The following is a 13,189-nucleotide window of genomic DNA, read 5'->3' on the forward strand; positions in this document are numbered from 1 at the left end:
CCGTGTGCACCTTCGCCGCCAGCCCTTGGAATCCGCAGCGCATGTCGGTGACGCCGGCCACCAGCCAGACTCGGGTACCCGTGGGAAGAGAGATCACGATTGCATGCTCCCCAGTACAACACGTAGCGTGTCGGCGTCCACAATGCCGTCCACCTTGACGACCACCTCACCGAATCGAATCTCGATTGTCCCGGCTCGAGTAGTGCGGTTGCCCACTGCCCGAGCTTCCGAGGGCATGGTCACGCGCTGCGCCGGCGTTTCATCGACCACCGCCACCGGAATCAGCGACGTCGTTTGGGCCAGCAATTGCTCGCGATAGCGACGCCGCCACGTGAACAGCATGTTTGCATTGATGCCATTCTCGCGCGCCAGCTTTGCGACCGAAGCACCCGGCTCGCATGCCGCGGCCGCAAGACGGCGTCGAAACTCGCGATCATAGTTTGGGCGCCCCTTGCGGCTCCCGGGCTTGGCTTCCGGCTCTGTCACGGTGATGTCCATCAAATCGAAAATGATGGGCACCACTTTGATGTCGCTTCTCGCCCTCGTCTACGACGGTCGCCGTGAGGCGCTTACGCTGCACGGTCGCTGCGTCAATGTGAATCGGGTTGGCAAACTAACTTTGCAATTTGCCAAGGCAGGGCATATTGTTTGCTGGAAGTGCAAGAATAAGCATGCTGTGGCATGCGCGGTATTCATTCCAGTGTTTGGTGGACATGTGAACTGCCGGCGTGGTGCGAAGCGTTCCTTGCGGCCTTAGGTTGCACTGCAACTCCACTGCGAGCGGAGTGACACATGGTTCTGGGTATTGACGACCTCTTGCCAAGCTTGGCTCAGTCGCTGGAGGGAATTGGCTTTCTATTCGGGGCTGGCGCGTCTCGGGAAGCCGGTTATCCGATGATGGCGCAGTTGACGCGTAACGTCGTCGGGTGTCTTTCGAGCGCAGAGAGAGTCGCACTTGATACCGTGTTGAGCACGGCCGGACGAGTTTACGATGACGCAAGTGCAACGCCGAATATTGAAGAGTTGGCCGATTTTACAATTGCGCACGCATTGAATTCAGGTGAGGCGACGTATCAGGCATTAGAGGAGCGATTTAGAGAATTAATCGTAAGTAGTTTGCTTGGTGTTGTCGACCCTGTTTTGGATTGCCACATCAAGTTCTTTGAAAATCTACAGCGTCGGACATTTGGGCTACCTTGTACCGTTTGGGTTTTCACAACCAATTACGATTTGTTGCTTGAGACGGCGGCTGCGATTGCTGGTGTTACGTTGGAAAACGGTTTCAGCGGCGCAACGACTAGGTTCTTCGATGTGGGGCAGTTCAATCAAGTCAGAGGGACGATTGACGGAATTCGTTTCGCACCCCAGCCGCGACTTGTGGTGAAGTTAATAAAGCTTCACGGCTCCTTGTCATGGATTGCGAAGGGCGCGCAGATTCTGGAACAACATCCTGGATCATTGGGCGCAACAACTCCAAGAACGATCGTATTGCCACGCCGTCGAAAAGTCATGGATACGCTCGCGCATCCGTATGATCTGTTATTTTCGCAAGTGAGCCGCGTTCTGGGTACGGAGTGCAGGTATCTGATTAGTTGCGGCTTTAGTTTCGGGGATGAACATATCAACCAAACCTTGCTACTCCCAGCGTTGCGCGCCGGGAAATGTCGGTTGACTGCATTGTGCGACATTGAGCCTGTCGGCCTGTCTTCATTTAAATCGTTGCCGTCAGTTTCAGCGGCTTTTTCGACATCATCATGGAAGGCTGGCTCAGTGTCAGACAATAAAACTGAGTTATGGAAGTTCAGTGCCTTTGCGGCCGCCTTTTGAAGGGGTGCACGATGGACTATCAGATTGGAAGAGTCTGCGCTGTTTCCGGGGACGAAATTATTGTTTCGGTTATGGAGTTTCGTAGTAGCGCTGACGGGGAGAGCGGCGTGCCTGACAGTATGACCGTGCATCTATCTACTAGCATGGGGCCTGCACCGATACTAATTGGACAGCCGGGTACGTTTGTTGTGGTTGCGCTACCTTCGGCCCGCCTTCTCTGCATGGTAACAGGCGTCTCTATGAAGGAGGGCCGAGTATCTGCCGCTGAGGTGAAAGACGCAGTAGTTGGCGGCACTCTCCTGGTCGACTCATCGTCGCGATTGCTGACAACCGTGCCTGTCGGCACGATCAACTCAGCGGGCAAATTCGAGAGAGGTTCAGACGTACTGCCTACCGTTAATGCCCCCGCATTTGCCACACCGCCCAGCCTACTTGATTCGATTTTTACTAGCTATGCGGAAGGTGATTTTGCTTTGGGACGACTATCATTGCTGCCGGAGCAAGAGGCCAAGATCAACTTGGACGCATTTCTGTCGCGGCATGCCGCTATTCTCGGGCAGACTGGTGGAGGCAAGTCATGGACGGTTGCGTCGTTGTTACAGAAGCTTTGCAGTTTCAAACAAGCAACCGCAGTGCTATTCGATTTGCACGGAGAGTATGCAGATGCATTCAACGAGGATGCTGACGTCATATCGGCAAGCGACCTAGAGCTTCCGTACTGGCTGATGAACTCGGAAGAGCTGTTGGGTTTAATGGTCGACAGAAGTGAATCGGCTGCGCCAAACCAGATCGCGAAATTCAAAGAATTGCTTCAGGCTGCAAAGGAGAATCACCCCGAAAATCAGGGGTTGGGAATTAAAAAGATAACCATCGACACTCCCGTTTTTTTTGATTTCTCTGAAATACTGGAGCGTTTCCGTAAGCTGGACACGGAAATGGTGGCTGGCAGTTCAAAAGAAAAGCAGGGGCCGTTGTTCGGTCAATTTACAAGGTTGTTGATGCGTATTGATTCGCGCCTGAATGATCGGCGATATGATTTAATTTTCAAGCCGGTGAAATATAAAAGCAGCGCGTCAATGGAGGATTTATTTAGGCGCCTTCTGGGCGAGAGGGTTGGTGAAAGAAAGAAGGTTGTCGTGATTGATCTTAGTCCGGTGCCATTTGATGTTCGCGCATCCGTTATATCTTTGATATTGCGCTGTTTATTCGACTTTGCATACTGGTTTCGTCGTGTTAACAAAGCGAGACACCCTATAGCAATCTTTGCGGATGAGGCGCACATCTACTTGAATGAGCGGGAGAGTACTTCAGAAGCCGCACGTCACGCGGCGGAGCGGATTGCAAAGGAGGGGAGAAAGTATGGCGTTAGCCTGACGGTCATCAGTCAACGGCCCAGAGAGGTCTCGTCCACGATCCTGTCGCAATGTAATAGCTTTCTATGCCTCAGAATCTCGAATCCGGATGATCAATCTTACGTCAGGAATCTACTGCCAGATTCCGTGCGTGGGATATCAAGCATGTTTTCGACGTTGAGACGTGGCGAGTGCATCTTGCTAGGGGATTCCGTCCTTATGCCAACTCGGATACGTATTGATGAACCGGCGCCGAAACCTGAAAGTGACGATGCATCGTTTTACAAGCATTGGACCTCGGACCCGCTGGATCTCGACCTAGCCAAAGTTCTTCACGCATGGCGCTCTCAAGATGTTACCTGAAGGCATCGATTCAGGTACTCGAAAGACGGTATTCGATCGGCCGTCATGTCCGGTTTGTAGGGCTCAGTGATGCACTGCAAGGCGCTATGTAGCAGAGCGTATTCGCATGATCGTCTGGCGACTGGTGTCATACAGCTTCGCGACACCGGCGACCGTCGCACCTTCGCTCAATAGCTTTCGCACTTCCTCTTGCTGCGGCTTCGTCAGCGCAGACGGGCGGCCCATCGCCTTCCCTTCTGCCTTTGCTCGCGCGATACCGGCCTGCGTCCGCTCGATCAACAAGTCGCGTTCAAACTCGGCAACGGCGTTTAATACCTGCATCGTCATACGGCCGGCTGCACTTGTCAGGTCAACTCCGCCGAGTGCAAGGCAATGAATCCGAATGCCGCGATCTGCCAGCGCTTCGACGGTTGCACGCACGTCCATCGCGTTCCGGCCGAGTCGGTCGAGCTTCGTCACGATCAATACGTCGCCTTCTTCCATCTTGAGAAGCAGCTGTGCAAATCCCGGCCGCTGGTCCGCGCTGACGCTCCCGGAAATGCTTTCGGTAACGATCCGGCGCTTGTCGATAGAAAAGCCGGCCGCCTCGATTTCGCGGAGTTGGTTGGCTGCCGTCTGATCGGTTGTGCTGACGCGGGCGTATGCGAAGGTCCGAGACATGCTGCACACTCAATGTGTTCGAAAGGGATGTACGAATCATACCCCGTGTCCAAAATTAGTAAAGCCTTATTTTCGGACATCGCTGTGCCCCATGTTCGAAAGGGAACGGTTTCGGACGCTGTGAATCCTGAGCAGCCGATTTGGATTGCCGAAATTTTGAAGTTGGTGAACGGCGCTTCATTTTGCGCAGGCTCATGTCCCTCCCACTTATGCAAAGGGTCGGCACATTACATAATGTGGCTAGAGGGGGTGACGCTACCCCGTCGAGTACATCATCCGCAAGTTGGCGGTCGATAAGCGGAACTGGCGTCGACAGCCCGGTTTCCCGATGCAGTTACGCCATGAACAACGATGTGTTCCAGAGTTCGAGTGGCGCTGCGCGTGCGGTAGAGTGCGGAAGCGATGTTGCGACAGGGCGGCTGAGACAGCAGTCAACATGGGACGCACCGGTGTGCAGTCACGGCCTGACTCAACGCGACAACCCGCCCCTCAATCATTCCACGACGTACGCTAATTTTCTCTTGTACGTTTTTTGAGGACGCAACTAAAAAACATACAACAATGCGTCTGCTCTGCTGACCACAATCGCGAAAGTGCTTTCAGTCTGTTTGTACGCTATTTTTAATATGTACGCTTTTGGCGTACACTGAGAGTTACCGTACAAGGAAATTCTTCGATGGCTTCCCCTGATCGCCTTACCGCTACCGAGCAGCAAGCGCTAACACTAGCTTGCGAAGCATTTTCTGACGCGACGCACCACTATCGCGCTGCGCCCATGGCTGCAAACGAGAAGAAAGATCTCGCGCATGCTCGGGTTTCGGCAAGCTACGGGGCAGATGCGTGGATCCGATTCACCGTTGCGGGGAAGCGCTTCGACATGCCAGTGGTTATCAACGCGGGTACCCGTTCGCTAGGCGCAAGTATCATCGTCAACCGCATGCTCTCGCGGCGCGCGCCGAACGATGCGCACCCACTGATGCTTGTCACACAGCACATAACGTCGAGGCTGGCGGATGATCTTATCGCTAAGGGAATTCCGTTTCTCGATACAGCGGGTAACGCATACATCCACGAGCCCGAAGCAACCATCATGATCGTCGGGCGTGACAAACCCACACTGAACCTCAAGGACCCGACGTCGCGCTCGACGACGCCCAAGGGACTGCGCATGACCTTCGCGCTCCTGACCCAGCCGGGCCTCGTCCACGCCCCCTATCGCACGATTGCGGATCGCTCGGCTGTTGCCTTGAACACAGTCAACTTGGCGATGGACGATTTGATATACAGAGGACTAGTCGTGCACAAAGGCGCGCGCCGGGTCATTGCCGATCGCCGCCGGCTCATCGAGGAGTGGGTGAGTCTATTTCCAACGCGTTTGCGTCCGAAGCTCAGCCCACGTCGCTTCACCAGTTGGACCAAGGAGAGTAACTGGTGGAGCCGACCCGGGGTTCTCGACCTCGATGCTCGCTTGGGCGGCGAAGCCGGCGCAGACATCCTGACCCACGAGATCAAGCCCGCGTCGATGACGATTTACTCTCACGGGGGTATTACGCCGCGCTTGATGATGAATGGGATGCTTCGGCCTGATGATCGCGGTAACGTCGAAGTACTCGAGACGTTCTGGCCGGCCAAGGCGGAAGAAGGTTGGAATCTGCCTCACCGGGAAGTGGTCCATCCACTCCTTGTCTATAGCGATCTAATCACATCTGGCGACGACCGGAATCGTGCCGTTGCCCAAACTATTTATGATCAATACCTTGCAAAAGAGCGCACTTGAAGTTCCTGTCGAACGTCCTGTCGAGGCGCTCACAGTCGCGTTACTGCGCGACGTGAAAGACGCGTGTGCACAACTCGGTGCGAAATTCGTGCTCGCGGGGGCGACCGCGCGTGACATCCTCATGTGGCATCTTCACGATATAAGGGCTCCCGTCGCCACGCGCGACGTGGACGTCGCTGTGTGCGCTGTTAGTTGGGAGTCCCACGACGCGCTAATCGAACTGTTGGTGCAAACGCAGCGCTTCAGGCGTCATTCCAAGCAGCAGCAGAAGCTGCTGTTCAAGCGCAGCGCGGACGACTACGAAAGTGAGCTCGACATTGTGCCCTTCGGTCAGATCGAGGGCCCGCCGGGCGAGATCCACTGGCCCCCAGATGGCGACATCGTGATGACGGTTCTTGGGTTCCAAGAGGCGGTCGATACCGCGCAGCCGGTGAGCATCGGTGAAGGTCTTGTCGTGCCCATCGTAACGCTGCCGGCGTTCGTCCTGCTCAAGCTCATCGCGTGGAAGGACAGGCGACTGACGAAAAATACGGACTCCGCGGACCTGCTGTTCGTCCTGCGCAACTACGTCGATGCCGGAAATATCGAGCGAACCTACGAGCAGGCGACGGACCTGCTCACGGCCGCGAACTTTGATGTGAGCCTGGCAGCAGCGGGGCTGCTCGGGCGTGACGTACGTGGTCTTGCGTATCCAGATACGCGAGCTGCGCTGCGCGCATTGCTGCGACCGGCCGACGCCTATGAAACGCTGCGGCTGGACCTCCAAGCGCGTGCCGCGACGCTACTGGGGGGCTTCGTCGACGACTCAGACGCCCTCCTCTCAGCATTCGCGAGAGAGTTTTTGACGGAGGACGACGGGAGTCAGGACGGCACCAGTCCGCAGGTTGGCTCGACAGGCGCCGACGTCTAATACAAGCGGCACGATCCACCCTCGATATTTTCCTAGGCGAGCTGTCGATGCACCCGGCTTCTCGCCTGATTGCTATGCGTTGGACGGTCTGAAGCTTTGCGGGCAGAATAGTTGGCGTAGCAAGTCGTGAGAAAATGCGGTCCGTCGAGTCTAGGGCGGCCACCCGAAAACCGGATACCTTCACCGGCTGGCTCGGCGTTCTTCGTGAAGGCCGCACAGAAGGGTGCGCTATTGCTACGTATAAAGACACCTAGTCCAGTTCTCACGCATAAACCTCGCGCCGGCATTCGTTCGCGGCGTTCAAGGCAATGCGTCAGAAGAAGCATTCTCTCTTCCGCCGCCGCAGACGCAAAACACCGAGCGTCCCAGCCTTTTGCTGCGGAGGATGGTGAAAGTCCATTCGGGCAGATGCAAGACATCATTCCACGTGACGTGCCGGTTGGTGAGGCGATGGCCTTGCTGGCCGGTCTGCTGGTCAAATGCGTTGACGAGGATGATCTGCGCACCGCGCAAGAGCTGATGAAGCACGAACTGTTCAACAGTCGCACATTGGAAGGTGTCGTGCTCTACGCGCGACGTAAAACTGAATCCGCGCTGCTGGAACGAATCAATGCGTTGCATGAGCAGATTGCCGAGCGCGCGGAAGAACACGAAATGTCGCGCGCACATTTGGCGCTGCTCGAAGCCGAACAGCGAGAACGGCAGGAGCAAGCAAAGCTGGAAAGGCAAAAGGCCATCAAACCGGCTCAGGCGGCGCGGCTCTCGAAAGCGAAGAATACGAAGATCATCGAAGAGTTCAGTCGTCGTCGGCGTAACGGTGAAGACTTTCAGGGACGCAACGTTTGTTCGGACATTGCGGCTCGCTTCGGCGTCACGGCGGATCACGTACGAAAGTTGAAAAGGGCGTGGCTCGCCGGGTGAACCGGTAAAACGCGATTGAGGTAACGACAGTCTCGTTTTACGTGACCGAAACGCGATTGTCGATACGTCGATCGCGTTTCGTGCTTCAGGCTTCCGGCCTGTGTCGATGGTGGCACAGCTATGCTTAGGGAGCACGAATGTCCGCAAAAAACACAGTCGCAACACCTGCCCCGGTTGGACTGCCGCTTGATGGTTTTTCGCGTTGGGGCGATCTCCGTCCTTTCATTCCCTTGTCCCGCGAAACCGTCCGCCAGCGTGAGTTGGAAGGGCGCTTTCCGCGTGCGAGTCGTCTGACGCAGCGCTGCACGGTCTGGTCGAATCGCGAGCTTCATCGCTGGATGGCCGATCCGTTGAACTATCGCGCTGTCGACGCGGCGAACCAGACGACGGAGGGCGCGTAATGACGGTCAACTTGATGAAGGCGCGCGAGCGCATGTCGACGCAGCCGTCCGTTTATACGCGCCGCACGTGGCTCGACGCTTGCGCGGCGTTCGAAGATGCGCGCGTGGCGTGCGGCGATCCCAATCTGCTTCGCATGGTTGCGTTCTTGGAGAGCGTGTCGACCGCCCTCTGGGCGTCGGATAGCCGCGCCTGCCATCTGGCGGCGATTCATTCGACGCAAATTGCCCGGCTGCTTGTCGCGCCGGGCACTCTGCTGCCCGTGGCGCGCGCGGTGCTCGCGAGCGAGCTGGAAGATGCTGCGCTCGACGTGGGCGACGCGTTGGACGATGCCGGCCGGCCCCTCACCGATCCGATGGTGCAGCGGATCGATGCCACTACCGACGTGCTCCGGTCGCGCGGTGACGACCAGCACGCCCGCGCCGCCGTGCGCCTGCAACGCATCGCGGTCACGCTGATCGAAAACGGGCTCAGCGCATGACGATCGCGCGCACCCAATGTCACTTTGGCATGGCGCGGTGCTGCCAGCGTCGGCCGTTCCGCACCATCGTTTCGGGCCTGTTGCCGTGCGAATTTGCGCCGCGCGGCGACGCGCGGTATCCTGTGAGCGTCGCTGAAACAGCAGCGATCCGGGGTGACAGCCGGAAAATTCCCGAGGCGGACAGCCGCCTTCGCGCGGTTTTTTTGCGTCCGCACACTAAGCGCCTTCAATGGTCGGGCCTTGGTGGGGGTGCGTTCGCGCACGCCGGTGTCCTCGGGTTCCGGTCTGTCAACCCTGCCATGTGCCCGGCCACCTCGTTTGACAGCGGGAGCCGGGTCGTTCAACCCACCCGAGGAGGTCGCACCCAATGCGCCAGCCGACGCACGCCCATTCCGGGCGAAACGTTCCCCTTATCCATTCGATCATTCGCGCCGCGCTGCGCGAAGCAGCCACTGCCGACACGTACCAAACCGCGCTCGATGCGACCGGCGCGGCACTCGTCGCCATCGCGGCGCTCGTGCGCGCGGAGGTGCGGCATGGCTGACGCGTTGTCGATCCACATGAACGACGGCCGCCGCATCGAATTCGCCGGCACGCTCGCGTTGTCCCACTTCGTCGCGAGCCGTGCCATGCACCTCGAATCGCTGCTGCTGGCGTTCGCCGACGACGGCTTCACGACGTTTCAAGACATGAGCGCGGGCGCGCGCGTCAACCTGCTTTGGCTGGTGCAGGGCATGGCGAGCGAACTGCGCGAACTGGCCTTTGCGATGACCGATGTCGGAGGTGCGCAATGAGCCAGTACGTCCGAACCGCCGTGATTGACGGATTCGACAACGCGCCGCCGCTCGACACGGGCGCATCGATCGAACTGCAATTCGCCGTTGACCTCGGCGCGGTCTGCGCCGATGCATGGCTTGAGCTGAAAGGCGAAGTGCGTCTGCACGACTACGCCGCCTTTCAGGTCGACGCCTTCGTGCGCGGGCTGAAAGCCGGCATGCACGACGACGGCGAAGTCGATATGCATCGCGTCACGGTCAGCGGCCACGCGTTCGTGGCGGGCCTGATGGGGCGCGTGCAACAGCACCTGTTCGCGGCGCTCGGCGTCACGCGCCATCCGCGCACGACGCACTGAGGCGACCATGATGCTCGGCCGCTAAGCGGCCGTCGGCATCATTCAATTCTTCGCGCGCCGGGCAAACGGCTTGCCGATATGGACTACTAATCGGAAAGTCGGCCCGCGCGCGTCCAATGGGAATCTATGAGTAACGCACCCATGTCCGAATTCGAGCGGGCAAGTGTCGCGCTCGGCTATGTTCCGGCCGACGATCGCGACACGTGGCGTCAGGCCGGCATGGCGCTCAAGGCCGAGTTCGGCGAAGAGGGTTTCACCCTCTGGAACGAATGGAGCCAAGGCGCGCAGAACTACAACGTAAAGGACGCCCGCGATGTGTGGAAGTCGTTCAAGGGCGGCAAGATCACCATCAACACGCTGTTCCACCTCGCAAAGCTTGGCGGCTTCGATCCGCGCGCGCATCGCGCCAAGCCGGTCGATCCAGAACAGCGCGAACGGCAGCACGCTGAACGCGCCGCCCGCGAGGCGGCCGAGCTGGCCGCGCTGGCCGAGAAACAGCAAGCCGCGTCGGCGCTCGCCGAATCGATCTGGTCGGCGGCCGAGCCCGCGCCGACCGATCACCCCTACCTCGTTCGCAAACGCATCCCCGCCGACGCGCTGCGCGTCTATCGCGGCAACCTGAGCATCGGCACGGCCGCATGCGACGGCGCACTCGTCATTCCGGCAAGGGACGCGGACGGCCAGCTGTGGACGCTCGAATTCATCCTGACCGACGGGCAGAAACGCTATCTGCCGAACGGCCGCAAGGTGGGCTGTTTCTCGCTGATCGGCGGCGCGGTGTCGTCCGTCCTGCTGGTCGGCGAGGGCTACGCGACCTGCGCGACGCTCGCAGCAGCAACGGGCTACCCGGCCGCCGTCGCGTTCGACGCCGGCAACCTGCACGCTATCGCGACAGCGCTGCGCGGTCGGTATCCGGACGCGCACCTCATCGTGTGCGCCGACGACGACCACACGACAAACGGCAATCCGGGCGTCACGAAGGCTCGCGCGGCAGCCGACGCGGTAGCCGGCACGGTGGCCATTCCCGACTTCGGCCCGAACCGTCCGGCGGCCGGTACGGACTTCAACGACTTGGCCGCCCACCTCGGCCCGGATGCGGTAGCCGCTGCCGTGCGCGCGGCGTTCGCTCCGGCCGGCTCGTCGGACGCCGACAAGGGCAAGGCTAGGTCGCCAGTCGCGAAGCCCGCCAAGCGCCCGAAAACGGCCCGCGCGCAGGATGGCACGTGGCGGTTCGAGGTCGACGACGAAGGCGTCTGGTATCACGGCTTCAACAATCAGGGCGATCCGCTGCCGCCGCACTGGATCAGCACGCGCATCGACGTAATCGCGGAGACGCGTAACGAGATGAGCAGCGAATGGGGCTACCTGCTGGAATTCACCGACCGCGACGGTATCCTCAAGCGATGGGCGGTGCCGGCCGGCCTGTTCGCGGGCGACGGGACCGAGTTGCGGCGCATGCTGCTCGATATGGGCGTGAAGCTCGGCGTCACGCAGACCGCACGCACGCAGATCGCAAACTACATCCAGATGGCGCGGCCGGACGAGCGCGTGCGCTGCGTGCCGCGCGTCGGCTGGCATCACGGCGCGTTCGTGCTGCCCGATCGCGTGATCGGCACGGGCAAGGAGGCGCTGATCTATCAGGCCGATACGCCGATCCAGAGCCAGTTCAAGGAACGCGGCACGCTCGACGACTGGCGGCGCGACGTCGCGGCCTACTGCGTCGGCAACAGCCGACTGCTGTTCTGTGTCGCGACTGCCTTCGCTGGTCCGCTACTGCACTTCTCCGGGCTCCAATCGGGCGGCTTTCACCTGCTCGGCACAACCTCCAAGGGCAAGTCGACGGGCGGCGTCATCGCCGCGTCCGTGTTCGGCTCGCCGGACTACGTGCGGAGCTGGAAGGCAACCGACAACGCGCTCGAAGCGGTCGCCACGCAGCACAGCGATGCACTGCTGATTCTCGATGAAATCGGGCAGGTCGAGCCGCGCTTGGTCGGCGATGTGATTTACATGCTCGCGAACGAGTCGGGCAAGGCGCGCGCGTCGCGTAACGGTTCGGCCAAGCCGGTGCTGACGTGGCGGCTGCTGTTCCTGTCGAACGGCGAGAAGAGCGTGTCCGCGCTGATGGCCGAGGCGAACAAGCCGATGAAAGGTGGTATCGAGGTGCGCTTGCCGGCCATCCCGGCCGAGGTCGGCGAAATGGGCGTAGTGGAAGACCTGCACGGCTTCCCGACGCCGGCCGCGTTGATCGAGCATCTAGAGCGGCACGCAGGCAAACACTACGGCACGGCCGGGCCGGCGTTCATCGAGTTCGCATCCGCGCAGGCCGATGAGTTGGCCGAACATCTGCGCACGCGCGTCGACGAGCTGGTGACGGAGTGGGTGCCGGACGGCGCGCATTCGCAGGTGGCGCGCGTCGCGAAACGGTTCTGTCTCGTCGCGGTGGCGGGCGAGCTGGCGACCGCGCACGGGCTGACCGGCTGGCCGGAAGGCGCGTCGGTCGACGCGGCGCGTCGTTGCTTCGAAGGCTGGATGGAACTGCGCGGCGGCGCGGGCAATTCGGACGAAGTGGAAGCCGTGCGTCAGGTGCTGCACTTCCTCGTCGCGCACGGCGACAATCGTTTCGTGTGGATGAACCGTGCGCAGGACGATCATCGGCCGAACGTGCCGCACCGGGCGGGCTTCAAGCAGCACGTGAAGCGCGACGAGCGCCGCACGGCGATCGCGTCCGATCGCGAGTATTACGCCGAGTTCGGCGGCAAGATGAGCACCGACGACGCCGAGCACGTCGAGACGGAATATCTGATCGAGGCGGCCGTGTTCCGCAAGGACGTGTGCGCCGGCTTCGATCACAAGATGGTCGCCAAGGCGTTGATGAAGCGCGGCGTGCTGATGCCGCGCAGCGACGGCTATCCGTATCGACAGGAATACATCCCCGGCCACGGGAAATTCATGGTGTATCGCGTTCGCCCGTCCATCTTCACGCTCGAACTGTGAACCGCGCCGCCGCCGTGCGGGAGGGCGGCGGCGGGCATTCCTTTGCGCGCGATTTCGTGCCTGCATCAAAGCCGCTTTGAAGATCACGCACCAGACGGAACCGGGCGGCGCGTGCTCGGCGAATCTTGCTGGATTCGTAACGATCCGGGTCCGTTTATCTCCAGTATCTCCAGCATTCTCCAACCCTGTTTGGAGACAGTCAAAGTCTTGTACCACAAGGCTTCGCGGCCGATTCCGACGTTTATCTCCAAATCTCCAACTCGTTTTGCATTAAGCGGATAGGCGTAGACCGACTGCATCATCCTCGAAGTCAGACGGGGCGCGGCTCTGCGGGATTCGAAGGGAATCGGCGACGTGTTTTCTAGGAGGTGTC

13 protein-coding genes are annotated in these 13,189 nt (G+C 59.8%); 11 read left to right on the top strand and 2 right to left on the bottom strand.

The genetic code is table 11. The annotated features are described in order from the left end of the window. Positions 1–93 precede the first annotated feature (93 nt). The gene (gene tnpA, locus WS91_RS21590; RefSeq protein ID WP_231752061.1) at positions 94–522 is read right to left on the bottom strand and encodes an IS66-like element accessory protein TnpA; all 429 of its coding nucleotides are present in this window, start codon (positions 520–522) and stop codon (positions 94–96) included. A 270-nt stretch (positions 523–792) separates the two neighbouring features. Between tnpA and WS91_RS34015 the strand changes: the two genes are divergently transcribed. Beyond that, complete coding sequence (locus WS91_RS34015) at positions 793–1,827, top strand: SIR2 family protein (RefSeq protein ID WP_082717311.1); 1,035 nt, start codon at positions 793–795, stop codon at positions 1,825–1,827. Between the two features lie 11 nt (positions 1,828–1,838). Next, positions 1,839–3,542 carry an ATP-binding protein gene (locus WS91_RS34020; protein WP_197419425.1) on the top strand — a complete coding sequence of 568 codons (1,704 nt, stop codon included), beginning with the start codon at positions 1,839–1,841 and terminating at the stop codon, positions 3,540–3,542. 84 nt (positions 3,543–3,626) lie between these two features. Here WS91_RS34020 and WS91_RS21595 read toward each other — a convergent pair whose 3' ends face one another. Then, on the bottom strand, positions 3,627–4,202 hold the full coding sequence (locus WS91_RS21595) for a recombinase family protein (RefSeq protein ID WP_059583702.1): 576 nt from the start codon (positions 4,200–4,202) through the stop codon (positions 3,627–3,629). Positions 4,203–4,878: 676 nt separating this feature from the next. Here WS91_RS21595 and WS91_RS21600 point away from each other — a divergent pair. The 9 genes from WS91_RS21600 (at position 4,879) to WS91_RS21635 (ending at position 12,816) form a co-directional block, all read left to right on the top strand. Further along, complete coding sequence (locus WS91_RS21600; RefSeq protein ID WP_231752062.1) at positions 4,879–5,979, top strand: type IV toxin-antitoxin system AbiEi family antitoxin; 1,101 nt, start codon at positions 4,879–4,881, stop codon at positions 5,977–5,979. Continuing rightward, on the top strand, positions 5,948–6,889 hold the full coding sequence (locus WS91_RS21605) for a nucleotidyl transferase AbiEii/AbiGii toxin family protein (RefSeq protein ID WP_059671006.1): 942 nt from the start codon (positions 5,948–5,950) through the stop codon (positions 6,887–6,889). The genes WS91_RS21600 and WS91_RS21605 overlap by 32 nt, the downstream gene beginning before the upstream one ends. Before the next feature lie 408 nt (positions 6,890–7,297). Continuing rightward, on the top strand, positions 7,298–7,810 hold the full coding sequence (locus WS91_RS34025) for a hypothetical protein (protein WP_038719164.1): 513 nt from the start codon (positions 7,298–7,300) through the stop codon (positions 7,808–7,810). A gap of 137 nt (positions 7,811–7,947) precedes the next feature. Continuing rightward, positions 7,948–8,211 (top strand): helix-turn-helix transcriptional regulator, encoded by a 264-nt coding sequence (locus WS91_RS37515; protein WP_162835085.1) that lies wholly within the window; start codon positions 7,948–7,950, stop codon positions 8,209–8,211. Next, positions 8,211–8,690 (top strand): hypothetical protein, encoded by a 480-nt coding sequence (locus WS91_RS21620; RefSeq protein ID WP_059671008.1) that lies wholly within the window; start codon positions 8,211–8,213, stop codon positions 8,688–8,690. Before WS91_RS37515 ends, WS91_RS21620 begins: the two co-directional genes overlap by 1 nt. Positions 8,691–9,057: 367 nt before the next feature. Next, entirely contained in the window at positions 9,058–9,234 is a 177-nt protein-coding gene (locus WS91_RS34030; RefSeq protein ID WP_004524590.1) for a hypothetical protein, read from the top strand. Continuing rightward, complete coding sequence (locus tag WS91_RS21625) at positions 9,227–9,484, top strand: hypothetical protein (RefSeq protein ID WP_004547464.1); 258 nt, start codon at positions 9,227–9,229, stop codon at positions 9,482–9,484. Before WS91_RS34030 ends, WS91_RS21625 begins: the two co-directional genes overlap by 8 nt. Next, positions 9,481–9,822, top strand: coding sequence for a hypothetical protein (locus WS91_RS21630; RefSeq protein WP_059671009.1), 342 nt, complete (start codon positions 9,481–9,483; stop codon positions 9,820–9,822). The genes WS91_RS21625 and WS91_RS21630 overlap by 4 nt, the downstream gene beginning before the upstream one ends. 141 nt (positions 9,823–9,963) lie before the next feature. After that, positions 9,964–12,816 carry a DUF927 domain-containing protein gene (locus WS91_RS21635; RefSeq protein WP_059671010.1) on the top strand — a complete coding sequence of 951 codons (2,853 nt, stop codon included), beginning with the start codon at positions 9,964–9,966 and terminating at the stop codon, positions 12,814–12,816. Positions 12,817–13,189 lie beyond the last annotated feature (373 nt).

Source organism: Burkholderia sp. MSMB1498, from assembly GCF_001526245.1.
GTDB lineage: Bacteria > Pseudomonadota > Gammaproteobacteria > Burkholderiales > Burkholderiaceae > Burkholderia > Burkholderia savannae.